The sequence below is a fragment of the Stutzerimonas sp. genome (assembly GCF_982611455.1).
Map to the genome: position 1 here is coordinate 51206 of NZ_CEXBBO010000022.1, position 23748 is coordinate 74953.

Sequence of the window (23748 nt, forward strand, 5' to 3'; positions counted from 1 at the left end):
ACAACCATCACAGCGGCGGATGGAGAAACGATGAACATCGAACGATGCGAAGACCTTATCGATTGGACGCGCCAGGCCCATAGCCGTCTGTCCCAATGCCTGTCCGAAGGGGCCGATGAGCGAGGCGAATCGCTGGCGAAGATGCTAATGGTCTATCTGGCGCAGCATGAGCAGGAGCTGACTGGGACCATTGCCCGCATCAAAGAGCACGCCGACCCACGCGCTCTGTAGACTAGGCTTCACGATTTCGTGCAAGGCGACATGCTCGCGCTGGAGCTGGATAGCGATGCCTATGCGCGGATGAGCGTCGACGAAATCTCAGAGGAGGTCTTCGCGATCCATAATCGGATCATCGATCTGTACCGTTCGCTGGAAAACCGTCCCGGTATCGACAAAGCGAGCGAGTTGCTCGGTGAGATGCTGCAACTGGAAGAGCACGAAACCATGCGATTGGCGCAGCAAGTCAACCGCATGCACGAGCTCTGACGCTGCCAGGTGGCGGTTGTTGGTTCGATTGCGTTAGGAGGGAACGACCGGCTAGACGACGTAGCGCAATATCGCCACGAAATGCAGCAGGCTACCGGCGATGACGAACAGATGCCAAATGCCATGCCAGTGGCGGAAGCGCTGATCGAAAGCGAAGAAAATGATCCCAACCGTGTAGAAAACCCCACCGGCGGCCAGCCAGCTGAAGCCGGCCGTGCCAAGTGCGGCGAGCAGTGGTTTGACTGCTACCAGCACGATCCAGCCCATCACTGCATAGATGATGATCGACAGGACCCGAGCTTCAGAGCGCGGCTTGATCTCCTGCAGCATGCCGATCACCGCCAATGACCAGACGATACCGAACAGCCACCAGCCCCATGCGCCACGCAGCGTGACCAGGCAGAAGGGCGTGTAGCTGCCGGCGATCAGCAGATAGATCGACAGGTGATCGAGCTTCTGCATGATCGTCTTCGCCCGACCGCGCACGCTGTGATAGAGCGTCGAGGTGCTGTACAGCAGCACCAGCGTAAAGCCGTAAATCGCCACGCTGACGATCTTTGCCAGATCGCCGTCCATGACGGCCAATACCAACAACCAGACCGTTCCGATCAGGGCCAGCACGCCACCGGCAAGGTGCGTCCAGGCGTTGAATTTTTCTCCGTGGTACATCTGTACTCGCCAACCTCGTCGATCAGTTGCCCGTCAACACGCCGAAGACTTTCTTCGCCACGCTGGTGGCCGCCTGGGCCGGGTTCTGACGAATGCTTGCCTCTTGCTCGGCGATGACGGTGAACAGCCCATCGAGGGCCTGCTCGGCCACGTAGCCCTCGACGGTGCCGTACTTGGCATCCATCGCGCCGAGGCCTGAGGCCTTTGCCGCCAATGCGTTGTATTGCTGGGCGACGCCGACTTGATCGGTGGCTTGCTTGATGATGGGCAGGAACTTCGCGCGGATCTGCTCGCGGCTGGTTTTGTTCAGGTATTGAGTCGCCGAATCGTTGCCACCGGCCAGAATCGCCTTGGCATCTGCGACAGTCATTTTGCGGACCGCCTCCAGCAGCAGCGCCTGGGCTTGTGGCACAGCCGCTTCGGCCGCTTGGTTCATGCCGTTTTCCAGCGCTTCGACTTGGGCACCCATGCCCATCATCTTCAGCATGCGCGACGCCTTGCCGATGTTGCCCGGCAGCTCGATGCGCAGATCCGGATCCTCGCTGAAACCGCCGGGGCGCCCTAGTTGCTCCACGGCAACCTTGGCGCCTTGGCTCAGGGCATCCTTGAGGCCGGCGTTGGCATCGCCTTGGCTGGTGTCGGATAGCGACAGGGCGTGCGCCCCGGCAGAGAGCAGAAGGCTGCCGATAAGAGCCGTGATGCGAAGCATGATTGAATCCTCTGGAATGGATGCAGCGAACGGGGAGCTTACAAAGTGTGGGCTCATCGTGCCAGGCGGATGGTTTGCCGGAATAGCCATGCCAGCTGTGAGGCATTCACCCGCGCCAGCTCGCCAGCTGCCGTTCGAGCGGGCTGGCGTAATGGCTGAATGGGCTGCGATGAGCTGACTTCATCGCCGGTTGCGTCAGAATTCGAAAGCGCCCGCGTCACAGCTGCCGTCATCGCGCGGCATACCACGCTGATCGGTCTCGGGACACAGTACGCCACCCATATCGATGGGGTCGAAGTAGGGGCTGTCTTCGTACGGCTCACGCAGAGCCATGGTTCGGGTTGGGCCACCGTTATCCTGCAGCGCGCCGAGGCTGAGGCGTATTTCGGTCTCGTCCGCAGTGGACGGTGTGAAGCCACAGCCGCTGAAAATATCGGCCAGGTCGCTGGAGCCGCCAATGACATTGAAGCTGCCGCTGGTCAGCGTACCGCTGCAGAAGGGCACATCGTTGAAGGTTTTGATTTCGACCAGGCTGTTGGCTAGACGAAATGTTCCCGCACCCGAATGGCTGAAAAGTTGCGACGGATTGCTGAAGGTCGAATTTCGGATGGCTACCCGACCCTCCGCATTTCCAATTTCCGCAGCGCGTACGCCGCTGGTGGTGCTCTGGTTATCGGCGAATGTTGAATTCTGTATGTCGACCAGACCCTGATAGTTCACCAAGCCGCCCCAGAAGCGGGCATCATTGGCGGTAACCAGACTGCTTCGCAAAAAGAGCTGCGCGTTGCTGCCCATGTTGGAAATGCCTCCGCCGTGGCCTGATACATCGCCGGTAGAGTTCCTTTCGATCGTCGAGCGTGCAATCAGCGCCTGGCCCTCGTTGAATAGACCACCGCCGCGATTGCAGAGTCGTCTGCTGGGAAACGCAGCGCAGGAATATTCGAGCTCATAGTCAATGTGGTTAGCGCGGAGCAGCATCCGGTCCATCCGCAAGTTGCCACGGTTCCAGATGGCGCCTCCACCGCTATTCATTGGTCGGCCGTTTTCCAGCCGCAGGTAAGCGAGTGTTACGGCCTGCGGAGCCCCGGCGTATATATCGAAAATCCGGTCGATCTCGCCGCCGTCGATAATCACCGAAAGGTCATCATTTTTTGCCGCGCGGCCAAGGCCCATCACTGTCAGGCCGTCAGTGATATCCAGGTCACCGATCGCATCGTTTGCCACATCAGCGGTTTCGCTGCCCGTCAACGAAAGTAGATAGCGCCCTGGCGGCACCTCGATGAGGTCGTGGCCCTGACTGGCGTTGCTTTCCATGACTGCCGCCCTGAGCGTGCAGTGATTGGAAACGGTCACGCAGCGACTATCGCCGGGCTCGATGTCTACCTCATCTGCCGTGTGGTCGACTCGCAACGTCAATCCGATCGGGGCCGCACAGCCTTCTGGAGCAGGATCGCCAGTGATATTCAGGACGTAACCGGAGGCTTCTGGAAAGCGCTTTTCCTGAACCGTGCTGGAGTAGCCGGAACCGAGCAAATTGCGACGCTGATAACCGACGCTGAAGTGGTAGGGAATGTTGGTTTCACAAGTATCGGCGAAGTAGCCGACTGCGTGCTGACCGCTGGGTAACGCCATCATCGACCAGGGCATGCCATGAATAACCGCGTTGACATGAGCGATACGATTGCCGCGCCCGTCAACCTGCGCCCGCAAGGGATACAGCGGCACTAGCGAGCGCGCCGTAGAGGTCGGTGTCAGGTTGGTCAGGTCGGGTGTTGCGCAGCCGCCTAGACCGGCTGCAAGGAACAGGGCGATAGCGTTGGCGCGTGTCATGCAGGCCTCCTCGTGGCGTTTAACCAAGGGGTTTAAGGGGAAGCCTTGCTGATTATGGACGGTGTATGTAAGCCCGAATGATTGTTTCGGCATTAAGCCTGACAACCATTAGCGCGGTTCACGCGTCAAGGCCGGCGCTCCCGGCTCGGACGCATAGGTCGGGCTAATCCGCCGGCAGTTCATCCTCGTGGCGTTCCAGGGCTACCTGGCGGATCGACAGGCGAATCTCCGCCGGTAGCACACGCTTGGCGACGCCTTCAGCCAGCTCACCGAGCTTGTCGTGATAGCCGAGCTTGCCGGCTGCGTCCTGGCGAAGCACATCCTGGTCCTGGAGCGTTTTGATGAAGTGGCGGAACAGGCTTTTGTCGAAGAACTCCGGTGCGTTGAGTCCGTGCAGAATCGACAGGCGCTGGGCCATGACCGTGCAAAGGGTTTCCAGCTCTTCGGCGTCAAGACTGTGCTGACCACTATTGAGCAAAAGCGAAATCGCCATGTAGAAGCGTTGCAGTGTCTGCACGATTACCCGCGCCAGCAGCGTCAACAGCACGAACTGACGTGAGCTAGGCGCCGGCCGCACATAGGTTTCGCCATCGAGCTTGAGCAGACCCTGTTCGACGAAGGCGGCTAGCCATTGATCGATCACCGCCTCGAGCTCTTCCGGCTCCCAGCGAATGAACAGCTCGGCGCGCAGGTACGGATACAGCGCCTCGGTGAAGCGCAAGATCTGCTCGCGGCTGATTCTCCCGCTGCTCTGGAAGAAGCTCGCCAGTAACGCCGGCAATGCAAAGATATGCATCACATTGTTGCGGTAGTAGGTCATCAGAACGGCGTTCTGCTCATCCAGATAAAGGATGTTGCCCAGCGCGTCCTTTTGCTCGGCCAGCAGGCCCAGGTCCTTCACATAATGAATCAACGCTTCGCCGTCGCCGTCCGGCAGCGTGGTGTGAGGCGAGTAGGGCACAGTGCGCAGCAAGTTCTGGTAGACATCGAGGATGCGCGCCAACGAGCGTCGGTCCAGTGCCTGACGGCTGGTGGAGAGCATTGCCAGCGCCACCAAGTTGACTGGATTGACCGCTGCTGCTTCGTTGAGCCGTTGAGCGATGCGTTCGGACAAGCGATTGGTGGTCTCGTTAAGCCACTCCGGACGGAAGTTCGGCGCCAGGTTCTGCTGGCGCCAGCCCGGTTGCTCCTTCTCAAGAAACTCGTTGAGTTTCAGCGGCTCGCCGAAATTCACCCACACCTGGCCGAAGCGCTGCTTGAGCGCGCCGATCACCTTGAAGATGTCGAAAATCGATTCCTTTTTCTTCGCCGCGCCGCGCAGCTCGCCGAGATAAGTGCGGCCTTCAAGCACCCGTTCGTAACCGATATAAACCGGGACGAAGAGAATCGGCAGACGCGAGGAGCGCAGATAGCTGCGCAGCGTGATCGCAAGCATGCCGGTCTTGGGCTGCAGCATGCGCCCGGTACGCGAGCGCCCGCCCTCGACGAAGTATTCCACCGGGAAACCACGGCTGAACAAGGTGTGCAGGTATTCGTTGAAAACGGAGGTATAGAGCGGATTGCCCTTGAATGTGCGACGCATGAAAAAGGCACCGCCGCGGCGCAGCAAGCTGCCGATCACCGGCATGTTGAGGTTGATCCCGGCGGCGATGTGCGGCGGCGTCAGGCCGTTGCGGAAGAGCAAATAGGAAAGCAGCAGGTAGTCGATATGGCTGCGATGGCAAGGTACATAAATGACCTCGTAGCCCTGCACCGCCTCCTGGAGCGGCTCCAGATGATTGACGCGAATGCCGTCGTAGATTTTGTTCCAGAACCAGGACAGCACCACCTCAATGAAGCGCACGGCGGTGTAGGCGTAATCCGACGCGATTTCGTTGCCATAGCGCAGCGCGCGGGCCTCTGCCTTTTCCAATGGGATGTTCTCGCGCTCGGCTTCGTCTTTTATCGCCTGGCGGACCTGTGGTGCATGCACCAGACCTTTGACCAGGTTGCGGCGGTGCGACAGATCAGGGCCGATCACCGCCGTCTTCTGGTTGCGGAAATGCACTCGCAGCATTCGATGGGCCATGCGCAGGGTTCGCTCGTGGCCCTTGTTCTGCGCCACCAGCTCGTTGAGCTGAATCGGCGTGGAGAATTGCACGCGCGTTTTGCGGCCAAGCATGACGATGCTGAGTAGCTTGCGCAGCCGTCCGGTCACAGCCCAGCTGTCTGCGAACAGCAGCTTCCAGGGACTGGTTTCACGAGCGGGATTCTGCCCCCAGAACACGGTCACCGGAATGATCTGCGCGTTGTCCACCGCGTTCTGTTCCAACGCGCCTATCAGGCGTACCAACGGCGCGGGCGGCTCGACGCGCGTTCGAGTGCCGAACCAACTGGCAGCCGGATTGAGAAAGATGAAAGCCGCCGGCTCGACGTGATCCCCCACCGCTACCTCAGCCACCGGACGCGGCAATCCGGCCTTGCTGCATTCATGATCGAGCACCGCCAGATCGCTCAGCGACGCGCGCTGCAGCACGTAGAACACCGGCTTGCTGCGGTCCAGCTTGAGGGTGAAAGCGGACTGGTTGATGGTTTCCGAGCGAACCCAGAAATACAGCACGCGGCGCACGATGGAGAAGATCAGACGGCGGAATGGAGAACGGGTCATACGGCAGATTCGGCTAGAAAAAGGGCGGTGCCCTCGAAGGGCGCAAGTGTGCCGCAAGCGAGGGTGGCGGGCAAAATGTCTGACGCTCGGATGAGTGACTTCGCGTTGGGGAAAAAACCGCAAAGCGTTTTTCACCGAAGCGATGATGCGCCTACGACGTACAGAAAAATGTTCGTGCCTGTTGGTGGTAAGCCTCGCGTTATCCAACTCTGCAAGAATTGTCAGCTCGCGCTTGGACGACGGCTAAAACGCCCTCGAACGCGAGAACCCATATAGGCACCGCCCAGAAATAACAACGACCATAACAACAGGAATACGAGGCCAACGATTATCAGTGGGCCTGACGGCAAGAACAGAAATAGGTACATGACCTGCCCGAAGATGCTGCCAACGTAGAGCAACCAGAGCGGCGTTGCGGCGAGAAGGCCTGACAGGAATCCAGATAAAACCAGAGCCGCAGTGTAGTAAATGCCGCTTGCATCCCATGGCTCAGCATGTCCGGTGATCAAGGGAGACAATGCCCAGATACCACCGCCTGCTAGAGCAGCAACTAGAAAGGGGAGGATCAACGATCGGTTCATGGCGTCCTGACGTTTGAGTTCAGCCACGCCAATATGGCGTTGGCTGGAATGATTGTCAGGCGGATGGCCTGATTCACGCCTTGAAAACCAGGCATGGAGTAGTCCTGTCTAATAAAACAGAACGGCTCGTCGAAGCCGCCGGACTTGATGACGGGCGCTACTTGTACGGTAGGGAGTATCGCAACGTCTCTGGCGTAAGTCGCACGTGCGACATGAGCGGCAGCCTAAGGCAGTCCGTTCGACGAGGGGCTAGGTGTCTGTGTTTGGTGCTGTGTAAGCGTGCTCAGGCAAGCTAGTCATCCGAGACAATTTGTCGGGTAATGTTGTCGACCACGACAGGGCTGTCGAAGTAGGCGACCGACGGCTCCGTGCCGTATTTCTCCTGCACAAAAACTTTCCAACTTTCGGTGTACATCGCCTCCGCTTCGGCTTGGGAATTCCACAGGTAGATTCCGCCGGCTGTGCTCCCGTCTTCAGAAAGAACGTAATGCTTTCGGACGAGACCGGCCACGCCTTGGTATGTCGGTGCTGTGCTCAGGAATATCTCGCGCGCCTCGCTCCGCGTGATGGGTTTGGGCAACCGGAACGTGGTGATGGCTATGATCATTCAGGCTTTCTCCAGCAGGATTCGGGTTCGCTATATCGATTTTGTCAGTGCGTCAGCCGTTGGAGTTGCTGACCTTGCTCATGTGAGGGCCGGGTTGAGGCTAGTACAACCCGAACGCCAGCGCACGAATCGATGGTCCCCACTGGTGCTGACGCGGGGTGTTCTGCCGTGGTGATTATGGCGCCGGCGTAGGACGGGCTGATTGAGCTGCTTCGGTGAGTTTGATGGGTTGCATCCTCCTACGGAGTTGTGTGGTTGTGGCGGTAGTGCACGGCAGGTCTGTTCAGGTCGGTGGGTTGATGGCGCAGATGCGCTTGGAACGCCCCTCTAACTCATCTACACCGCCAGGCAGCTTCGCGGTCGGCATTGGCTTCAACGCCCGGAAAAAACTCGCAGACGAGAATTGTTCCTGTTCTATACTCGGCCGGCGAACGGTCTGAAACGCGCTTGTCATGCCTGCTTCGGTATATTGCCGAGGCAGGCGGACTCAGTGGGTCGGGCCTGATCGTTCCGTCCCCAAACGGGGAATAATAAGAATCGAGTTGGAGAAGTAGGATGGCTGAGCGCGAGACCGGAACCGTTAAATGGTTCAACGATGCCAAGGGTTATGGATTCATCCAGCGTGGTAGTGGTGCGGATGTGTTTGTTCACTATCAGGCTATTCGTGGCGAAGGCCACCGCTCTCTGGCCGAAGGTCAGCAGGTGGAATTCTCGGTAACCCAGGGCCAGAAAGGCTTGCAGGCCGAGGATGTAGCGGGGCTCTGACAGCCAACCGCGACAATGGAAAAAGCCCGTCGATCGACGGGCTTTTTCATGCGCTGGCGTTATGTCCGATATCGCACCGAATGTATCGGGCTCAATCGGTTCGCCAGACGATTTCCTCTTCGCCGCGCTCGCTCACACTCATCCAACGGTCGGCATCTTCCACTGACTCTTCTTCCTGCCAGCCACCGGGGGCGCAGCGGATTTCCACTTTCAGCGACTGAAACGCGGCGCGGGCGCATGCGATGTCGTCTTCCCACGGCGTGGCGTCGCTTTCCAGCAGCAGACTGTGCCATTTGCCGACAGCCTTGGGCAGCCAGGTCACCGGAATCTCACCGGCTTTGCATTTGAACGTCTGACCCTTTGGTTGCCAGGGTGAGCAGGGGCCAACCGCCTGGGTCAGCCAATCGGTAACGGCGCCCTGGCTGGCGTCCCTGAGGTAGATCTCGATGTCCGGTTGACGCATGGGCGGCTGCCTTGTGTGTGGTTTAGTGCTGGTCACGCTGAATCCAGTCGTAGCGTATCGCAACCCGCACGTGCAATGGCGCGTCGATCACCGCCGTACGGCGCTCCGCGCTGGCGCGCCAGCCGTGTGGAGTCATGGCTAGCAGATCGGCGCGGGCTTGGGCGCTATCCAGTTGCAGCTCGAACGACAGGGTCTCGCTGTGGGCGAGGTGCATGCCTTCGGGGATCAGCGACAGGTGTTTTTCGTCATCGTAGTCACGTATTTCGTCATACAGCAGGCCGCGCAGTTCCCAAAGATGGTCGCGGGTCGGGCCCATGCGCAGCAGACCGCCGCCGGGTGCGAGCAGGCGCCGGGCTTCGTTCCAGTCCAGCGGGCTGAACACGCTGGCGAGCAGATCGCAGCTGGCATCGGCCAGCGGCACGCGAGCCATGCTCGCAACCAGCCAATCCAACTGCGGCGCACGTCTGCAGGCGCGCTTGACCGCCTCTCGGGAAATATCCAGCGCACAGCCATCGGCATCCGGCAGCGCTTGGGCCATTTGCGCCGTGTAGTAACCTTCGCCGCATCCTATATCCAGCCAGCGTTGCGGTGAGCGATCGGCCGCCAACTGCGCCAGGCGCGCGGCCAGCGGTGCGTAATGGCCGCCATCGAGAAAGCGCCGTCGCGCCTCGACCATGGCCTGGTTGTCACCGGGGTCGCGGCTGTTCTTGTGCTGCACCGGCAGCAGGTTCAGGTAACCCTGGCGGGCGCGATCGAAACGGTGATTAGCCGGGCAGGCGACACCATTGTCGACCTGGCTCAGCGCGGCCTGGCAGATGGGACAGATCAGCATGCGAGCAGGTTGACCAGGGTCTGGTAGTAGATCTCGGTCAGCAGATCGAGATCGCTGGCGAGGATGTGCTCATCGACCTGATGGATGGTCGCGTTTACCGGGCCGAGCTCCACTACCTGAGTCCCGAGGGTGGCGATGAAGCGTCCGTCGGATGTGCCGCCACTGGTGGAAGCTGTGGTCTCGCGACCGGTAACGCTGCGGATTCCTGCGGCGACGGCATCGAGCAAATCACCCGGCTCGGTGAGGAAAGGCAGGCCGGACAACGCCCAATCGACGCTCCAGTCCAGGCCATGCTTGTCGAGGATCGCCGCGGTGCGCTGTTTCAGACCTTCAACCGTGGACTCGGTAGAGAAGCGGAAATTGAATACCGCTTCCAGCGTGCCGGGGATGACGTTGGTGGCGCCGGTGCCCGAATTCAGGTTGGAAATCTGGAAGCTGGTTGGCGGGAAGAATGGGTTGCCATCGTCCCAATGCTCGGCGGCCAGTTCGGCCAGCGCTGGAGCAGCAAGATGAATTGGATTCTTCGCCAGATGCGGGTAGGCCACGTGACCCTGCTGGCCTCGGACTGTCAGGGTGCCACCGAGCGAGCCGCGGCGACCATTTTTCACCACATCGCCAACCAGTTTGGTACTCGAAGGCTCGCCGACGATGCACCAATCCAGTCGCTGGCTGCGCTCGCGTAGACGCTCGACCACCGCCTTGGTGCCGTGGTGGGCCGGGCCTTCTTCATCACTGGTGATCAGAAAGGCTATCTGCCCTTTGTGATCCGGATGGTCAGCGGTAAAGCGTTCCACCGCGACGATCATCGACGCCAGGCTGCCCTTCATGTCCGCCGCGCCGCGCCCGTGGAGCATGCCTTGCTCATCGATGCGTGCCGTGAAAGGCGGGTTCTGCCAAGCCTGTAGCGGGCCGGTGGGCACCACGTCGGTATGGCCGGCGAAGCACAGAACCGGGCCTTCTTTGCCGCGTATCGCCCAGAAGTTCTCGACGTCCTCGATGTGCATCGACTCGATGGCGAAACCGCAAGCCGCGAGACGCTCGATCATCAGCTGCTGGCAGCCCTCGTCCAGCGGGGTTACCGATGGGCGATTGATCAGCTCGCAGGCGAGTTCGAGGGTAGGGGTGAGGGCGGCGTTCATCACGGCTCCGGGCTGGCGGGGAAAGGGCGCCATATTAAATTAAAAACAGCCGAAAAGAGCGCTGAAAGCTAGACGAAAGGACGGCTACGGCTAGACCGTCGCCTCGGTGCGTAATCTGTTTATGGTGCTGCGCCGCCGCTTGGCCTTCCGAGGGGGAACCGTGCAGGTTGTGATCGCGGGGCGCGGCGGTTCTATAATCGGCGGACGTTTTTCTGGGGTATCGGGATGTCTATCGATGATCAGCGTTTCGGTGGGATTGCCCGCCTGTATGGCTCTGCCGGGCTCGAGCGGTTAGCGGCTGCGCACGTTGCCGTGGTCGGCATCGGCGGGGTCGGTTCATGGGCCGCGGAGGCGCTGGCGCGTAGCGGCGTCGGCGAGATCAGTCTGTTCGATCTGGACGATGTATGCGTGACCAACACCAACCGGCAGATCCATGCGCTGGAAGGGGCTGTGGGCAAGCCCAAGGTTGACGAGATGGCGGCGCGAATCCGTGCCATCAACCCGGCGTGCGTGGTGCACGCGGTCGCCGACTTCGTTACGCGCGACACCATGGCCGAATACGTCACAGAGCAGATGAATTGCGTCATCGACTGTATCGACAGTGTGCCGGCCAAGGCCGCGCTGATTGCTTGGTGCAAGCGGCGCAAGATTCAGATCATTGCCACCGGTGGGGCGGGTGGGCAAGTGGACCCGACGCAGATTCAGGTTGCGGACCTGAACAAGACCTTCAACGATCCGCTGGCTGCGAAAGTGCGCTCGTTGCTGCGCCGTGAGTACAATTTCTCTCGTACGCCCGGACGGACCTATAGCGTGCCCTGCGTGTTTTCCACCGAGCAGTTGCGTTATCCCAAGCCCGATGGCGGCGTGTGTCAGAGCAAGAGCTTCGTTGGCGAAGGCGTAAAGCTCGACTGCGCGGGTGGCTTCGGCGCGGCGATGATGGTCACCGCCAGTTTCGGCATGGTGGCTGCGGCGCGGGCGGTCGACAAGCTTGTTGCCGGTGCCAGGCGGCCGGCGGAGCGCACGCGAAGCTGATGGTTTCGGCTGGTCGGGGCCGAGGGCGTAACCCATCGAAAATGGTGAATTCGATCACTCGGCCAGTGACAGCTCGCACATTCGCTGCAGCACCGCATTAACGCCGTTTGCGCGGGACGGTGAAAGTTGCCGCGCCAGCCCGAGCTGACCGAACCAGCCCGCCACATCGAGCCGCTGCAGCTCGCTTGCTTGCAGGCCATTGACTCGCACCAGCAGGACCGCGAGCAAGCCGCGCAGCAGGCGCGCCTCGCTGGTGCCGCGGAAGTACCATTTATCTGCGCGGCGCTCGCCAACCAGCCAGAGCTTGCTGTCGCAACCGCTTACCAGATTGGCATCTTTACGCTCGTCGTCGCTGATTGGCTCGAGTCGGTCACCCCACTGCATCAGCAGGCGGGCACGCTGTTCCCAGCTGGACGCCTGTTGGAAATTTTGCAGCGTTTCGTTGGCGGCGCTGGATGGCCCGCTCATCGCAGCATCTCCAACGCCTGATCCATAGCGCCAAAGAAGCGCTCCAGATCCACGCCATCGTTATAGAGCCCGAGCGAGACGCGAATCGCACCGTCAACGCCAAGCGTCTTCATCAGTGGCTGCGCACAGTGAGTCCCGCTGCGTACGGCGATGCCTTGCTCAGTGAGCAGATGAGCAAGGTCGCCGTGATGAACACCATCGACGGTAAAGCTGGCCAACGCCACCTGCGGTTCACCCAGTACGCGCACGCCGTTGCGTGCTGCCAGGCCCGCCAGCAGCTTCATATGCAGCGCCTGTTCATGGCCTGTTACTGCGGCCGCATCCAGTTTCGATAGGTAATCGAGCGTGGCGCCAAGCCCGATCACACCGCCGATAGGCGGCGTGCCAGCCTCGAAGCCCAGCGGGGCGGCATGGAAATCGGCGCTGTGAAAGTCGGCCACGCGCACCATCTCGCCGCCGAATTGCCAGTGCCTGAGCTTGAGAAGCGACTCGCCGCGACCATAGAGCGCACCGACGCCTTCGGGGCCGTACAGCTTGTGACTGGACAGCACGTAGAAGTCGCAGGCCAGCGCCTGCATGTCGTGCCGGCCGTGCACAACGCCTTGAGCACCGTCCACCACCGTCAGCGCGCCTTGGGCCTTAGCCAGCGGCAATAATTCGGCGAGTGGTTGCCAGACGCCGAGGACGTTGGACAGCTGGCTGACTGCGAGCAGGCGAGTTCGTGGGCCGATGAGGCGGGCGGCGGCTTCCGTGTCGATCACGCCGCGATTGTCCAACGGCAATACCAGCAATTTCGCATTCCGGCGCTTCGCCAGTTGCTGCCATGGCAGCAGATTGGCGTGGTGCTCCAGCGCGCTGATGACGATTTCGTCATCCGCCTCGATCAGATGCTCAAGGCCATAGGCGAGGAGGTTCAGCGCCTCAGTGGCGCCGCGGGTAAATACGATCTCGGTCGGACACGTCGCATTCAGCCATCGAGCGACCTTGATTCGCGCATCTTCGAAAGCTCGGGTCGCGCGTTCAGCTGGTTGATGCTGGGCGCGGTGCACGTTGGCGGTACCGCAGGTGTAGTAGCCGGTCAGCGCATCGATCAGCGCCTGAGGCTTCTGTGCGGTAGCGGCGCTGTCGAGGTAGATCTGACCCTGGGCTTCGAGAATAGCCAGGGCGGGGAAGTCGGCACGCCAGGGGGAAATTAGAGCCATAAAGCGGCCTCAGGCGACAGGCGACAGGCGACAGGCAAAGGAACAAGCGCTACTGCCTGCCGCTTGCAGCCTAAAGCCTGCCGCTGCCTTTCTATTAGTTATGTGCGTGCAGCGCCTCGTTCAGCTCGATGGCGGACTTATGGGTCTTGCATTCGACCGCGCCGCTCAGCGAGTTGCGGCGGAACAGCAGGTCGGTCTGGCCGGCCAGTTCCCGCGCCTTGACCACTTTGACCAGCTCGCCTTGCTCGTCGAGCAGGTTCACCTTGGTGCCAGCAGTGATGTAGAGGCCGGATTCCACGGTGTTGCGGTCGCCCAGCGGGATGCCGATGCCGGCGTTGGCGCCGATCAGGCAGCCTTCACCAACGGAGATGACGATGTTGCCGCCGCCGGACAGGGTACCCATAGTCGAGCAGCCACCGCCGAGGTCCGAGCCTTTGCCGACAAAGACGCCAGCCGAAACGCGGCCTTCGATCATGCCCGGCCCTTCGGTGCCGGCGTTGAAGTTGATGAAGCCTTCATGCATCACTGTGGTGCCTTCACCCACGTAAGCGCCGAGACGGATACGCGCGCTGTCGGCGATGCGGACGCCTGCCGGCACCACGTAATCGGTCATCTTCGGGAATTTATCGACCGAGACGACTTCCAGCAGGTAGCCCTTCAGGCGGGCTTCCAGCTGGCGCTCGGCCAACTCGGCCAGATCCACCGCACCCTGGTTGGTCCAGGCGACGTTGGGCAGTAACGGGAAGATGCCGGTCAGATTCAAGCCGTGCGGCTTGGCCAGGCGATGGGAGAGCAGATGCAGCTTGAGGTACGCCTCGGGGGTGGAAGTCAGCGCGGCATCGTCTGCGAGCAGGGTGACAACTAGCGGGCGCTGGCTTTCGGCGAGACGGGTCAGCAGCGCGTGCTGCGTGGCATCGATCGATTTCACGGCATCGGCCAGCTGAGCGGCTTGGGTGGTGCTGATGGTGATCGCCTGGTTGCCGCCCTGATAGTCGAGCAGCGGAGCGATGGCATCGACCAGTTCGCCGGCCGGCTGCAACAGTGGTTGCGCGTAGAAGACTTCGAGCCAGTTGCCCTGACGGTTTTGGGTGCCGACGCCGAACGCCAGGCTGAATAGGGTAGTGCTCATAGGGAATCCTTTTATCAATCGCGCTCGTCTCGGCGAGCGGGTCTCAGTTCTTGGCTGCCAGTTCGGCAGCGTATATATCCGGCTTGAAGCCGATCAGCGTCTTGTTGCCCAGGTCGAGTACCGGGCGTTTGATCATCGACGGCTGAGCCAGCATCAACTCGATGGCTTTCGCCTGATCGAGGTCTGCCTTATGCGCGTCGTCCAACTTGCGGAAGGTGGTGCCTGCACGGTTGAGTACGGTCTGCCAACCATGTTCTTCGCACCAGGTTTCCAGGTGGGCGCGGTCGATGCCGGCGCTCTTGTAATCATGAAAGCTATAGCTTAGCCCCTGCTCATCGAGCCAGGTGCGGGCTTTTTTCATCGTGTCACAGGCCTTGATGCCGTACAGACACAGTCCTTTGTTTCGATCGGGCATGACGGGCTCCGCGCTCCTCGGCCAAACTGGGGTCGCGAATTATGCCATGACGAGACAAAGCCTGCCGCCTGGAGGGCCAGGACCAGCACTAATCTGGCTTGGTGTTAGGGCCTGACGGGCAGGGGGCTCGCTAGCTCGCGGCATTATCCGTATGGCTGAGTAGCTCCTCGATGACCGAGGTACTGGTAGGACGCACAACACGCCCCAGCTCCTCCCCTTGGCGCATGAGAATCAAGGTTGGCCAAAGCTTGACGCGAAAAGAGCGGCCCAGCGCTCGCCCCGGACCATCCTCGACCTTCAGGTGGCGAATGTCGCGCTCGGCCATGGCAGCGGCTAGCAATGGCTGCGCCGCACGACAATGGCCGCACCAGGCGGTGCCGAATTCGAGCAGGGTGAAGCCTTCCAGAGCGTCCACCTCCGCACGCGAGGGTGCGCTAGCGCTGTAGATCTCATTCATGGGCATGGCTGGGCTCCCGGTGATGACGTTAAAGATGGGAGTCGCGTCGGCGGCTCTCGGTTCAGCTGCAGGGTCTCGAAGCCGTTCGACCTTTTTCCCTTCGAGCGTTGTCCATTGATGACAGTCGCAACGATGAGGTCATGTATGGCACGCAAGCATTTCGAGAACTATGAAGCCATTTCGTCCGCGGTGCCCGCCGAGGACGCATTCGAGGCAGTGATCGCTGTGAAGCGCCGTGGCACGGATGAAAATGCCCATGTGGTCAAGGTCGCCAACGGTCGGCGTTTCGATCTTGCCTCGGAAGCGGATGTCGCTGCCGAGGCGGCGCTGACCAAGGTGAGAGAGATCAACGACGAGGGCGAGCTGATCTGGGAAGAGAACGCGATCTGACGGAGGGCAGCATGAACGAGCCAGAAAAGCCGGACGTGGATGATCATGACAAGCGTGATGATTCAACCACAGCGGACATTCCTGAACACATGAAGCCAGAGAATCTGGAAAAACTGCGGGATTACGGCAAGGACAAAATTCCGCCGGGCGTCGCCTGAGTTGCCCGCCGGACGCCGTAGCGTCCGGCTCCGGCATTACAGCGTGGCGACGAAATCGCGGATTCGCTTGGCGGCCTCGATGCATTCTGCGAGCGGCGCGACCAGTGCCATGCGAACCCGGCCAGCCCCTGGGCTGAATCCGTCGATTTCACGTGACAGATAAGAGCCGGGTACCACGGTCACGTGTTCGCGCGCGAAGAGCTCGCGGGTAAAACGTTGGTCGTCGATAGGCGTCTTCGGCCAAAGGTAGAAGCCGCCATCGGGACGCTGTACATCCATTACCGGTGCGAGGATATCCAGCACCGCATCGAATTTTTCCCGGTACATCTGGCGGTTAGCCTGTACGTGCGCTTCGTCGTTCCAGGCGGCGATGCTGGCCAGTTGCGTCTGCACTGGCATGGCGCAGCCGTGATAGGTGCGATAAAGCAAGAAGGCCTTGAGAATCTCCCCGTCACCCGCGACAAAGCCGGAGCGCAGGCCGGGCAGGTTGGAACGTTTGGACAGGCTGTGGAACACCACGCAGCGCTTGAAATCATCGCGACCGAGCGCTGCGCATGCCGTCAGCAGACCTGCCGGCGGCTGGTTTTCATCGAAATACAATTCGCTGTAGCACTCGTCGGCGGCGATAGCGAAATCGTGCTCATCGGCCAATGCGATCAGCTTCTTCAGGGTGTCGAGCGGCACCAGGGCGCCGGTAGGGTTGCCAGGTGAGCAGAGAAAAAGAATCTGTGTGCGCTTCCACGTATCGGCCGAGACCGCGTCGAAGTCCGGGTTGAAACCATTCTCGACGTTGCACGGCAGGTAATGCGGTGTCGCGCCGGCCAGCAGGGCCGCACCTTCATAGATCTGGTAGAAGGGGTTGGGGCTGACCACCAATGCATCCGGTCCGCGATTGACCACGGTCTGGGTAAAGGCGAACAGTGCCTCGCGGGTGCCGTTGACGGGTAGCACGTGCTGCGCTGGGTCGATTGCGCCCTCAGCCAAGCCGAAGCGGCGTTCGCACCAGCCAGCGATCGATTCGCGTAGCGCGGGAATGCCCAACGTAGTTGGATACACCGCCAACTGGTCGAGGTTGTCGGCCAGCGCCTGGGCAACGAAATCCGGCGAGCGGTGTTTCGGTTCGCCGATCGAAAGGGCGATAGGGCGCTTGTCGGCCGCTGGTTGTACGTCGGCGAGCAGGCCACGGAGTTTTTCGAATGGGTAGGGCTGCAGCAGGGTCAGGGCGTCATTCATTGTTGGGGTCTTCGAAACGTCAATAGGCGCGCAGCAACGCGCTTCGATAAGTTCAGTCGTTGCGCGCGCCGCCGTAATAGGCGCAGCCACGCAGGGTCTGGTCGTCAAGGCGAAGTTCGGCAGTCAGGTGGCTGACAGCGCCAGTGGCGGTATCAATGCAGCGCTGCGGGGCGACCCAGAGGTTGAGTCGCTGGTTATTGGCTTCGCTGCTGAAACTGGTTTGACCGCTGGGTAGTTGCTCCTCGAGATAGGGCACGGCCAACGGTGGTTGGCCAGGACGTTCGAGCAGCATGCCCTGACGGGTGATACGCAGGCTCCAGCCCGGCTCGTGGCCGCCAGCCCGCAGCATCAATTGTTTGAAATCAGGTGCACTGCAGCCCGGACCTTCGGCCTGTAGTCGATAGACCTGGCTCAGCTGCAGCTGGCCCTTGCCGTCGGGTCGTGAAATCAGACTGCCACGGACGTCTGCGAACAACGGTTGGCCGCCGTCCGCCAAAAGCACCTGCGCATCGTCCGGCAGGCCTGTCGTGCCGGTATCCAGCAGCTCCAGGCTGCGCTGGCCTTGGCAAGTGCGCAGCAGTAACTTGCCATCGGCCTGCGTGACTTCGCCCTGCAGCCGCTCGGTTGGCGGCGCCGGAGGCTCATCGTTCCATGACAGCGACTGACAGCCGGCGAAAATCGGTAGCAAGGCGAACAGCAGGACACGGGAAGCGGTCATGAACAGACTCGTGGTGGCGGCGGGTAGTGCTGCGCCGGCAGGCCGGCGCAGGGGATCAGTTACCTTTTACGGCTTTGCCGTCGACAGTGCCTTCTTCGAGCATGATCTGATATTCCTTGCCGTCTTTCTCGATCTGATGCAAGCGCACCAGCAGGTAATCCCAGTCGGTGGCGAACCAGAGAATCGTTTGGCGCTTGCTCTGAGTCGGATCGCGCACTCGCTCGACCTTGATCGCATCGACCTGGCCGGCTTTAGTGCTGACTTTCTCTTCGCCGAGTACACGGAAGTCATAGGTTTCGATCTCATCACCATCGACGACCTGATAGCTCATGCTCTTCTCGCCAGCCGCCACAGCCTCCTGCAGAGCGATCTGATAGGTGGATTTGTCCAACAAACCGCGGTTGAGCGGCAGCTTGACCGGATCGCCGCGATCTTCACCCACTACCTGTTTGGCGGCCCAGTCGAAGTCGTGCTTGATCGTCTTTCCCTTGCCAAGCCCGCTGCGCTTGAGGCGGTAGCTCTGCGGCACCAAGGTTTCGCCTTCGATACTGAACGTGCTGCGCTCATTGAAACTGGCCACCAGCATGGAAGCTTCGAAATCCAGCCGCCAGGTATCGCCGTCGAGTTTTTCCAGGCTGCGCTGTGCGGTGCCGCTGACAGGCACCTGTTTCCAGTCGGCGGTGTAACTGGCGGAGAAAGGTTTGAGCTCCAGAGCCTGAACCGGCAAGGCCAGTGCGGCGAGAGCGAGCAGCAAGGCGCGACGCATAATATCTCCTAGATTCGTAACAGATGGCCGGTAGTCGGCAACGGAATGTTGTCCAGCATCGCGCCTTGCTCGGCAAGGCGCAAGCGGCCTTCAGCGAACCAGCGAACGGCCAACGGGTAGATAATGTGCTCGGCCGCGTGAACCCGACTGGTCAGCGTATCGATGCTTTCGTCAGGGTCGATGGTGAATGCGGCTTGTATTGCCACGGGGCCACCATCAAGCTCCTCGGTGACGAAATGCACGCTGCAGCCGTGCTCAAGATCACCCGCTTCGAGTGCACGGCGGTGGGTGTCCAGCCCTTTGTACTTCGGTAGCAGAGATGGATGGATGTTCAGCAGGCGGCCCTGGTAGCGGCGAACGAAGCCCGCCGTGAGAATACGCATGAAGCCGGCCAGCACCACCAGTTGCGGCTCGTGCGTGTCGATGATTTCCATCAATGCCGCATCGAAGGCTTCACGGTCGGCAAAGTCACTGTGTCGTACGACGTGGGTAGCAATGCCGACTGCTTGTGCGCGCTGCAGTCCCAACGCTTCGGCGCGATTCGAGATGACCGCGCAGATACGTGTCGGGTTGCCCTCGCCGAGGCTGTCGATCAAGGCCTGAAGATTGCTGCCGGACCCTGAGATCAGCACCACGACATTGCATGGCGCGCTCATCAGTGGTTTTTCAGGTTGTTCAGCAAGACGCGTTCGGCACCCTCGCCAGCCGATGCGATTTCACCGATAACCCACGGCGACTCGCCGGAGCTGCGCAGGTTTGCGAGAACCGTCTCGACCTGATCTTGCGCCACGCAGATGACCATCCCGACGCCACAGTTGAGTACACGGTGCATTTCGTGCTCGTCGACGTTGCCCTGCTGTTGCAGCCAGTCGAATACGGCTGGACGTTGCCAACTGGCGACGTCGATCACGGCCTGGCTGTTATCGGGCAGTACACGCGGAATGTTGTCCAGCAATCCGCCGCCAGTGATATGGGCCATGGCCTTGATCGCGCCAGTGTCTTTGATCAGCTTGAGCAGCGGCTTGACGTAGATGCGGGTCGGCGCCATCAGCAGTTCAGTGAGCGGCTTGCCGTCGAGCTGGATGTTCTCGATATCGGCCCCAGCGACTTCGATGATCTTGCGGATCAGTGAGTAGCCATTGGAATGCGGACCGGAGGAGGGCAGAGCGATCAGTGCATCGCCAGCGGTAACCTTTGAGCCATCGATGATTTCGCTCTTTTCCACCACGCCGACGCAGAAACCGGCGAGATCGTAATCTTCGCCTTCATACATGCCGGGCATCTCGGCGGTCTCGCCACCGACCAGCGAGCAGCCGGCCAGTTCGCAGCCGGCGCCAATGCCGGTGACCACGGTGGCGGCGATGTCGACGTTGAGCTTGCCGGTGGCGTAGTAGTCGAGAAAGAACAGTGGCTCGGCACCACACACCACCAGATCGTTGACGCACATGGCGACCAGATCCTGGCCGATACTGTCGTGACGGTTCAGATTCAGCGCCAGGCGCAGTTTGGTGCCGACACCATCGGTACCGGACACCAGCACGGGCTGTTTGTAGCCAGCCGGGATTTCGCAGAGCGCGCCGAAACCGCCCAGACCGCCCATGACTTCAGGACGCGCGGTGCGTTTGGCAACACCCTTGATGCGTTCGACCAGCGCTTCGCCTGCATCGATGTCGACACCGGCGTCCTTGTAGCTGATGGAAGGTTGCTTGCTCATAAAAAATCCGGACCTGTGAGGAGAGTGCGGGCGACCGGGTCGGAACGAGGCTGTTGTCTCGACGCGGCGAGGACGCCGGACCGGTCTGGGAAAGCGCGCGATTTTATCAGGCTTGCCGCATAGCGGCCATCCCGCGCGATCTCGCAGGGCATGCCTGCAAAAAACTGCATGGACTTTGGCGCTCGTTGCTCAACTCATATGTGTGGCGGTTGCCCCGATTCAGACGCCTGTTTAAGGTATAACGCTTGATTCACCGTGGCCGAACCCGGTTGCCTCCGCGCGACCGGCGGGCTCCCCATGATTGGCCAGCCAGCGAGTACTTTCATGCGTCTTATTCCTCCCCTATTGGCCCTCTGCTGCGCAATCGTTGCCGTTCCAGGCATGGCTGCACCTCTCAGCGATCTGTACCAGGTACGCGAACCGGTTGCCAGCCAGCAGCCGGCAGAGCGCGAAGAGGCATTGCGCAAGGCCTTCGACACACTGGTACTGCGCCTGACGGGTAACGCCGAGACGGATCAGGCGGCCGTTGCGCAATTGCGCAAGGATCCGCAGCAGCTGATAGGTAGATACGCTTACGAAGACAATGCAGTGGTGGTGAATTTTGACCCGATCACTACCGAGCGCGCTCTGCGATCAGCCGGTCTGTCATTGTGGGGCGCGGACCGTCCGAGCATTCTGACCTGGTGGCTTGGAGAGTCGCCTAACGGCTCGCAGCTCGTCGGTGATGCCCAGGAGGGTTCTGCCGACTTGCAAGCGGCTGCTAGCCATCGGGGTTTGCCGCTGCGTTTGCCGCTCGCCGATCTTAGCGAGCAACTCGCGGCCACTGCCGAGACGGTTGGGTCGACGGATCCGCAAGCGCTTCGCGAGGCGTCCGAACGTTACGATGCAGATGGGCTGCTAGCCGTGATGGCCAGGCAATCCGGCGAAACCTGGGAAGCGAATTGGCGACTCTGGCTCGGCGACAAGCAAACGCAGGGCAAGACGAACGGCGACAGCCGGGCCGCCTTGGCCGATGCCGTGATGCTTGCGGTCAGCAAGTTCCTCGCCCCGCAATACCGCGTCGCGCCTGGCGAGACAGCGGAGATTACGCTTGAAGTGTTGGGCGCCGATGTCGAGCGGTTTGCCGAACTGGATCGCCTGCTCGAACCCTTCGACGCTCGCCTGCAGCGTGTCGAAAACGATCGTCTGGTGTATCGCCTCAATGCCAGCCCTGAGCAACTGCGCGCACAGCTGGCACTGGCGCGTTTGCAGGAAATACCTGCCGATGAAATCGAGGCGCAACCGGTTGATGCCGAGGCACCGCTTGAACAGCCGGGTCAACCTGCTGCCGAACAGCCACCGCAGTTGGATAAGGGCGAGGTGCTGCGCTACCGCTGGTAACGCTGAAACCGGGGCGCCTTGCTCGTGTGCACCGCGCGCTGAACTTACACCTCGACGGCGATTCAACTTATCCCTTTCGCCTGCAGCGGTCCTACAGCCTGCGAATCATCTTGGAGCAAGGCGTCTTGAACATGACGATCACTCACACCAACCGCTGGTTATGGCTGGCGGCATTGTTGCTGCTCGGCTGGTTGATTTATCAGCTTTCGCCAATCCTTTCGCCATTTCTAGTAGGCATCCTGCTGGCCTACCTGGGCGATCCTCTGGTTGATCGTCTGGAGCGCTGGAAGCTGTCCCGGACCTGGGGCGTGATTGTGGTTTTTGCGCTGTTCATTCTGCTGTGCTTGCTGTTGTTGTTGGTGCTGGTGCCGATGCTTGGCAAACAGCTGATGCACCTTTATCAGCTTGCACCCCAGGGGCTCGATTGGCTGCAACTGACGGCGCTGCCCTGGGTGCAGATGCAGTTTGGTCTCGACGAGAATTTCTGGCGCTTCGATCAGCTAAAGAGTGCGTTTTCCGAAAATCTGGGCAGCACAAAGGACGTGGTAGCGGTGATCCTCAGCCAGGCGACTGCATCGAGCATCGCTTTGCTGGCCTGGCTGGCCTGGCTGGCCAATCTGCTGTTGGTGCCGGTGGTCTGCTTCTACCTGCTGCGCGACTGGGATCTGATCATGGCCAAGTTGCGGTCGTTGCTGCCCAGGCGGCGTGAGGAGACCGTCATGGCGCTGATGCGCGAATGCCATGAGGTCATCGGAGCCTTCCTGCGTGGCCAGTTATTGGTGATGCTGGCGCTGGCGGTTGTCTATTCCGTCGGGCTGATGCTGGTCGGTGTCGAGCTGGGGTTGTTGATCGGAGTGTTGGCTGGTCTCGCGAGCATCGTGCCTTACATGGGGTTCGTGGTCGGTATCGCAGCAGCCATCATCGCGGTGCTGTTCCAGTTCGGTCTGGAGCCCTATCCGTTGCTGGGCGTTGCGGCGGTGTTCACCGTCGGACAGATGCTCGAGGGCATGCTGCTGACGCCGCTACTGGTGGGTGATCGGATCGGGCTGCATCCGGTCGCGGTGATTTTCGCGGTGCTGGCGGGTGGGCAATTGTTCGGTTTTACCGGGGTTCTGCTGGCACTACCGGTGGCGGCGGTGATCATGGTTCTGCTGCGTCACGTACATGATCTCTATAAACTCTCCGATCTTTACGCAGAGCCGCCGGTCGAACCACCCAGCCAAACATGAAACCTGTTCAGCTTCCTCTGGGTATTCGTCTACGCGACGATGCCACCTTCGCTAATTACTATCCGGGCGCCAATGCTGCCGCGCTGGGCTATGTCGAGCGCGTATGTTCGCCCGAGGCTGGCTGGACCGACGAGCTGATCTATCTCTGGGGCAATGCCGGCGTTGGGCGCAGCCACCTATTGCAAGCCGCCTGTTTGCGGGTCGAGCAGCGAGGTGAACTGGCGGTCTACCTGCCGCTCTCCGAGGTCGCCGAATATGGACCGGCGCTGCTGGACAACTTGGAACAGAGCGAGCTGGTATGTCTGGATGATCTGGATGCGGTGGCGGGCGATCCGGTCTGGGAGGAAGCGCTTTTCCATTTATTCAACCGGCTGCGTGACAGTGGTCGGCGTCTATTGCTCGCCGCCGATGCTTCACCGCGAGAAATTGCGGTGCAGCTAGCGGACCTCAAGTCGCGTTTGAGTCTTTCGTTGGTATTCCAACTGCAGGAGCTTTCCGACGAGGACAAGCTGCGCGCTCTTCAGCTTCGCGCTTCGCGACGCGGCCTGAACCTGCCGGATGATGTCGGTCGCTTCATCCTCACGCGTGGCGCGCGCAACATGAGCGCGCTATTCGAATTGCTCGATCGACTCGATCAGGCGTCACTGCAGGCGCAGCGTAAGCTGACCATTCCCTTTCTCAAGGAAACCCTCGGCTGGTAAAAGACTGGCTGCAAGCTGTTGCGCTCCG

28 protein-coding genes are annotated in these 23748 nt (G+C 60.7%); 9 read left to right on the forward strand and 19 right to left on the reverse strand.

Annotation, left to right across the window (positions count from 1 at the left end; all coding sequences use genetic code 11):
• Positions 1–30: 30 nt before the first annotated feature.
• On the forward strand, positions 31–231 hold the full coding sequence (locus AC2LD7_RS14210) for a hypothetical protein (RefSeq protein WP_484598380.1): 201 nt from the start codon (positions 31–33) through the stop codon (positions 229–231).
• Between the two features lie 18 nt (positions 232–249).
• Positions 250–486, forward strand: coding sequence for a hypothetical protein (locus AC2LD7_RS14215; RefSeq protein ID WP_484598381.1), 237 nt, complete (start codon positions 250–252; stop codon positions 484–486).
• Positions 487–537: 51 nt separating this feature from the next.
• Here the strand turns inward: AC2LD7_RS14215 and trhA are convergent, their stop codons facing one another.
• The 6 genes from trhA to AC2LD7_RS14245 form a co-directional block, all read right to left on the reverse strand.
• Positions 538–1155, reverse strand: a complete 618-nt coding sequence (gene trhA / locus AC2LD7_RS14220) for a PAQR family membrane homeostasis protein TrhA (RefSeq protein ID WP_484598382.1) — start codon at positions 1153–1155, stop codon at positions 538–540.
• Positions 1156–1177: 22 nt separating this feature from the next.
• Positions 1178–1864: a DUF4197 domain-containing protein gene (locus tag AC2LD7_RS14225; RefSeq protein ID WP_484598383.1), complete on the reverse strand. Its 687-nt coding sequence runs from the start codon at positions 1862–1864 to the stop codon at positions 1178–1180.
• Between the two features lie 195 nt (positions 1865–2059).
• A complete protein-coding gene (locus tag AC2LD7_RS14230) occupies positions 2060–3694 on the reverse strand; it encodes a choice-of-anchor Q domain-containing protein (protein WP_484598384.1) in 1635 nt (544 codons plus the stop codon).
• A gap of 163 nt (positions 3695–3857) precedes the next feature.
• Entirely contained in the window at positions 3858–6341 is a 2484-nt protein-coding gene (gene plsB / locus AC2LD7_RS14235; RefSeq protein WP_484598385.1) for a glycerol-3-phosphate 1-O-acyltransferase PlsB, read from the reverse strand.
• A 221-nt stretch (positions 6342–6562) separates the two neighbouring features.
• Positions 6563–6949 (reverse strand): hypothetical protein, encoded by a 387-nt coding sequence (locus AC2LD7_RS14240; RefSeq protein ID WP_484598386.1) that lies wholly within the window; start codon positions 6947–6949, stop codon positions 6563–6565.
• 265 nt (positions 6950–7214) lie between these two features.
• Positions 7215–7529, reverse strand: coding sequence for a hypothetical protein (locus AC2LD7_RS14245; RefSeq protein ID WP_484598387.1), 315 nt, complete (start codon positions 7527–7529; stop codon positions 7215–7217).
• Positions 7530–8084: 555 nt separating this feature from the next.
• Here AC2LD7_RS14245 and AC2LD7_RS14250 point away from each other — a divergent pair.
• Entirely contained in the window at positions 8085–8294 is a 210-nt protein-coding gene (locus AC2LD7_RS14250; RefSeq protein ID WP_014852307.1) for a cold-shock protein, read from the forward strand.
• Positions 8295–8385: 91 nt separating this feature from the next.
• Here AC2LD7_RS14250 and AC2LD7_RS14255 read toward each other — a convergent pair whose 3' ends face one another.
• From AC2LD7_RS14255 to dapE, 3 genes are read right to left on the reverse strand one after another with little or no spacing between them, the layout of a single operon-like run.
• On the reverse strand, positions 8386–8757 hold the full coding sequence (locus AC2LD7_RS14255) for a hypothetical protein (protein WP_484598388.1): 372 nt from the start codon (positions 8755–8757) through the stop codon (positions 8386–8388).
• Positions 8758–8779: 22 nt separating this feature from the next.
• Positions 8780–9589, reverse strand: coding sequence for a putative RNA methyltransferase (locus AC2LD7_RS14260; RefSeq protein ID WP_484598389.1), 810 nt, complete (start codon positions 9587–9589; stop codon positions 8780–8782).
• Positions 9583–10728 carry a succinyl-diaminopimelate desuccinylase gene (gene dapE, locus AC2LD7_RS14265; protein ID WP_484598390.1) on the reverse strand — a complete coding sequence of 382 codons (1146 nt, stop codon included), beginning with the start codon at positions 10726–10728 and terminating at the stop codon, positions 9583–9585. The genes AC2LD7_RS14260 and dapE overlap by 7 nt, the downstream gene beginning before the upstream one ends.
• A gap of 225 nt (positions 10729–10953) precedes the next feature.
• On the opposite strand from dapE, the gene tcdA reads away from it, so the two are divergent.
• A complete protein-coding gene (tcdA, locus tag AC2LD7_RS14270; protein WP_484598391.1) occupies positions 10954–11760 on the forward strand; it encodes a tRNA cyclic N6-threonylcarbamoyladenosine(37) synthase TcdA in 807 nt (268 codons plus the stop codon).
• A 54-nt stretch (positions 11761–11814) separates the two neighbouring features.
• Here the strand turns inward: tcdA and AC2LD7_RS14275 are convergent, their stop codons facing one another.
• The 5 genes from AC2LD7_RS14275 to AC2LD7_RS14295 all read right to left on the reverse strand — a co-directional run bounded on the left by AC2LD7_RS14275 (position 11815) and on the right by AC2LD7_RS14295 (position 15437).
• Positions 11815–12228, reverse strand: a complete 414-nt coding sequence (locus AC2LD7_RS14275; protein ID WP_484598392.1) for a SufE family protein — start codon at positions 12226–12228, stop codon at positions 11815–11817.
• Positions 12225–13430 (reverse strand): aminotransferase class V-fold PLP-dependent enzyme, encoded by a 1206-nt coding sequence (locus AC2LD7_RS14280; RefSeq protein ID WP_484598393.1) that lies wholly within the window; start codon positions 13428–13430, stop codon positions 12225–12227. The genes AC2LD7_RS14275 and AC2LD7_RS14280 overlap by 4 nt, the downstream gene beginning before the upstream one ends.
• A 94-nt stretch (positions 13431–13524) precedes the next feature.
• Positions 13525–14559 (reverse strand): 2,3,4,5-tetrahydropyridine-2,6-dicarboxylate N-succinyltransferase, encoded by a 1035-nt coding sequence (gene dapD, locus AC2LD7_RS14285; RefSeq protein ID WP_484598394.1) that lies wholly within the window; start codon positions 14557–14559, stop codon positions 13525–13527.
• A 43-nt stretch (positions 14560–14602) separates the two neighbouring features.
• Positions 14603–14974 (reverse strand): ArsC family reductase, encoded by a 372-nt coding sequence (locus tag AC2LD7_RS14290; protein WP_484598395.1) that lies wholly within the window; start codon positions 14972–14974, stop codon positions 14603–14605.
• 130 nt (positions 14975–15104) lie between these two features.
• Positions 15105–15437: a thioredoxin family protein gene (locus AC2LD7_RS14295; RefSeq protein ID WP_484598396.1), complete on the reverse strand. Its 333-nt coding sequence runs from the start codon at positions 15435–15437 to the stop codon at positions 15105–15107.
• 138 nt (positions 15438–15575) lie between these two features.
• Between AC2LD7_RS14295 and AC2LD7_RS14300 the strand changes: the two genes are divergently transcribed.
• On the forward strand, positions 15576–15821 hold the full coding sequence (locus tag AC2LD7_RS14300; protein WP_484598397.1) for a hypothetical protein: 246 nt from the start codon (positions 15576–15578) through the stop codon (positions 15819–15821).
• An 11-nt stretch (positions 15822–15832) separates the two neighbouring features.
• On the forward strand, positions 15833–15979 hold the full coding sequence (locus AC2LD7_RS14305; protein WP_484598398.1) for a hypothetical protein: 147 nt from the start codon (positions 15833–15835) through the stop codon (positions 15977–15979).
• Positions 15980–16015: 36 nt separating this feature from the next.
• Here the strand turns inward: AC2LD7_RS14305 and dapC are convergent, their stop codons facing one another.
• The 5 genes from dapC to purM are packed head-to-tail and all read right to left on the reverse strand — an operon-like array spanning position 16016 to position 20410.
• Positions 16016–17212, reverse strand: coding sequence for a succinyldiaminopimelate transaminase (gene dapC / locus AC2LD7_RS14310; RefSeq protein WP_484598399.1), 1197 nt, complete (start codon positions 17210–17212; stop codon positions 16016–16018).
• A gap of 52 nt (positions 17213–17264) precedes the next feature.
• Positions 17265–17930, reverse strand: coding sequence for a COG3650 family protein (locus AC2LD7_RS14315; RefSeq protein WP_484598400.1), 666 nt, complete (start codon positions 17928–17930; stop codon positions 17265–17267).
• A 55-nt stretch (positions 17931–17985) separates the two neighbouring features.
• Positions 17986–18696, reverse strand: coding sequence for a DUF3108 domain-containing protein (locus AC2LD7_RS14320; RefSeq protein WP_484598401.1), 711 nt, complete (start codon positions 18694–18696; stop codon positions 17986–17988).
• Positions 18697–18704: 8 nt separating this feature from the next.
• Positions 18705–19352, reverse strand: a complete 648-nt coding sequence (gene purN / locus AC2LD7_RS14325) for a phosphoribosylglycinamide formyltransferase (protein ID WP_484598402.1) — start codon at positions 19350–19352, stop codon at positions 18705–18707.
• Positions 19352–20410, reverse strand: coding sequence for a phosphoribosylformylglycinamidine cyclo-ligase (gene purM / locus AC2LD7_RS14330; protein WP_484598403.1), 1059 nt, complete (start codon positions 20408–20410; stop codon positions 19352–19354). Before purM ends, purN begins: the two co-directional genes overlap by 1 nt.
• Positions 20411–20734: 324 nt before the next feature.
• Here purM and AC2LD7_RS14335 point away from each other — a divergent pair, with 324 nt between their 5' ends.
• The 3 genes from AC2LD7_RS14335 (at position 20735) to hda (ending at position 23720) form a co-directional block, all read left to right on the forward strand.
• A complete protein-coding gene (locus tag AC2LD7_RS14335; protein WP_484598404.1) occupies positions 20735–21790 on the forward strand; it encodes a DUF2066 domain-containing protein in 1056 nt (351 codons plus the stop codon).
• Positions 21791–21921: 131 nt separating this feature from the next.
• Positions 21922–23019, forward strand: coding sequence for an AI-2E family transporter (locus AC2LD7_RS14340; protein ID WP_484598405.1), 1098 nt, complete (start codon positions 21922–21924; stop codon positions 23017–23019).
• The gene (gene hda, locus AC2LD7_RS14345) at positions 23016–23720 is read left to right on the forward strand and encodes a DnaA regulatory inactivator Hda (RefSeq protein WP_484598406.1); all 705 of its coding nucleotides are present in this window, start codon (positions 23016–23018) and stop codon (positions 23718–23720) included. Before AC2LD7_RS14340 ends, hda begins: the two co-directional genes overlap by 4 nt.
• The last annotated feature ends 28 nt before the right edge of the window (positions 23721–23748 follow it).

What these genes read in the sequence shown, in the direction of transcription:
- AC2LD7_RS14210 (WP_484598380.1), top strand. Translation starts at nt 31, where the DNA reads ATGAACATCGAACGATGCGAAGACCTTATCGATTGGACGCGCCAGGCC.
- trhA (WP_484598382.1), bottom strand. Translation starts at nt 1,155, where the DNA reads ATGTACCACGGAGAAAAATTCAACGCCTGGACGCACCTTGCCGGTGGC.
- AC2LD7_RS14225 (WP_484598383.1), bottom strand. Translation starts at nt 1,864, where the DNA reads ATGCTTCGCATCACGGCTCTTATCGGCAGCCTTCTGCTCTCTGCCGGG.
- AC2LD7_RS14230 (WP_484598384.1), bottom strand. Translation starts at nt 3,694, where the DNA reads ATGACACGCGCCAACGCTATCGCCCTGTTCCTTGCAGCCGGTCTAGGC.
- plsB (WP_484598385.1), bottom strand. Translation starts at nt 6,341, where the DNA reads ATGACCCGTTCTCCATTCCGCCGTCTGATCTTCTCCATCGTGCGCCGC.
- AC2LD7_RS14245 (WP_484598387.1), bottom strand. Translation starts at nt 7,529, where the DNA reads ATGATCATAGCCATCACCACGTTCCGGTTGCCCAAACCCATCACGCGG.
- AC2LD7_RS14250 (WP_014852307.1), top strand. Translation starts at nt 8,085, where the DNA reads ATGGCTGAGCGCGAGACCGGAACCGTTAAATGGTTCAACGATGCCAAG.
- AC2LD7_RS14255 (WP_484598388.1), bottom strand. Translation starts at nt 8,757, where the DNA reads ATGCGTCAACCGGACATCGAGATCTACCTCAGGGACGCCAGCCAGGGC.
- AC2LD7_RS14260 (WP_484598389.1), bottom strand. Translation starts at nt 9,589, where the DNA reads ATGCTGATCTGTCCCATCTGCCAGGCCGCGCTGAGCCAGGTCGACAAT.
- dapE (WP_484598390.1), bottom strand. Translation starts at nt 10,728, where the DNA reads ATGAACGCCGCCCTCACCCCTACCCTCGAACTCGCCTGCGAGCTGATC.
- tcdA (WP_484598391.1), top strand. Translation starts at nt 10,954, where the DNA reads ATGTCTATCGATGATCAGCGTTTCGGTGGGATTGCCCGCCTGTATGGC.
- AC2LD7_RS14275 (WP_484598392.1), bottom strand. Translation starts at nt 12,228, where the DNA reads ATGAGCGGGCCATCCAGCGCCGCCAACGAAACGCTGCAAAATTTCCAA.
- AC2LD7_RS14280 (WP_484598393.1), bottom strand. Translation starts at nt 13,430, where the DNA reads ATGGCTCTAATTTCCCCCTGGCGTGCCGACTTCCCCGCCCTGGCTATT.
- dapD (WP_484598394.1), bottom strand. Translation starts at nt 14,559, where the DNA reads ATGAGCACTACCCTATTCAGCCTGGCGTTCGGCGTCGGCACCCAAAAC.
- AC2LD7_RS14290 (WP_484598395.1), bottom strand. Translation starts at nt 14,974, where the DNA reads ATGCCCGATCGAAACAAAGGACTGTGTCTGTACGGCATCAAGGCCTGT.
- AC2LD7_RS14295 (WP_484598396.1), bottom strand. Translation starts at nt 15,437, where the DNA reads ATGCCCATGAATGAGATCTACAGCGCTAGCGCACCCTCGCGTGCGGAG.
- AC2LD7_RS14300 (WP_484598397.1), top strand. Translation starts at nt 15,576, where the DNA reads ATGGCACGCAAGCATTTCGAGAACTATGAAGCCATTTCGTCCGCGGTG.
- AC2LD7_RS14305 (WP_484598398.1), top strand. Translation starts at nt 15,833, where the DNA reads ATGAACGAGCCAGAAAAGCCGGACGTGGATGATCATGACAAGCGTGAT.
- dapC (WP_484598399.1), bottom strand. Translation starts at nt 17,212, where the DNA reads ATGAATGACGCCCTGACCCTGCTGCAGCCCTACCCATTCGAAAAACTC.
- AC2LD7_RS14315 (WP_484598400.1), bottom strand. Translation starts at nt 17,930, where the DNA reads ATGACCGCTTCCCGTGTCCTGCTGTTCGCCTTGCTACCGATTTTCGCC.
- AC2LD7_RS14320 (WP_484598401.1), bottom strand. Translation starts at nt 18,696, where the DNA reads ATGCGTCGCGCCTTGCTGCTCGCTCTCGCCGCACTGGCCTTGCCGGTT.
- purN (WP_484598402.1), bottom strand. Translation starts at nt 19,352, where the DNA reads ATGAGCGCGCCATGCAATGTCGTGGTGCTGATCTCAGGGTCCGGCAGC.
- purM (WP_484598403.1), bottom strand. Translation starts at nt 20,410, where the DNA reads ATGAGCAAGCAACCTTCCATCAGCTACAAGGACGCCGGTGTCGACATC.
- AC2LD7_RS14335 (WP_484598404.1), top strand. Translation starts at nt 20,735, where the DNA reads ATGCGTCTTATTCCTCCCCTATTGGCCCTCTGCTGCGCAATCGTTGCC.
- AC2LD7_RS14340 (WP_484598405.1), top strand. Translation starts at nt 21,922, where the DNA reads ATGACGATCACTCACACCAACCGCTGGTTATGGCTGGCGGCATTGTTG.
- hda (WP_484598406.1), top strand. Translation starts at nt 23,016, where the DNA reads ATGAAACCTGTTCAGCTTCCTCTGGGTATTCGTCTACGCGACGATGCC.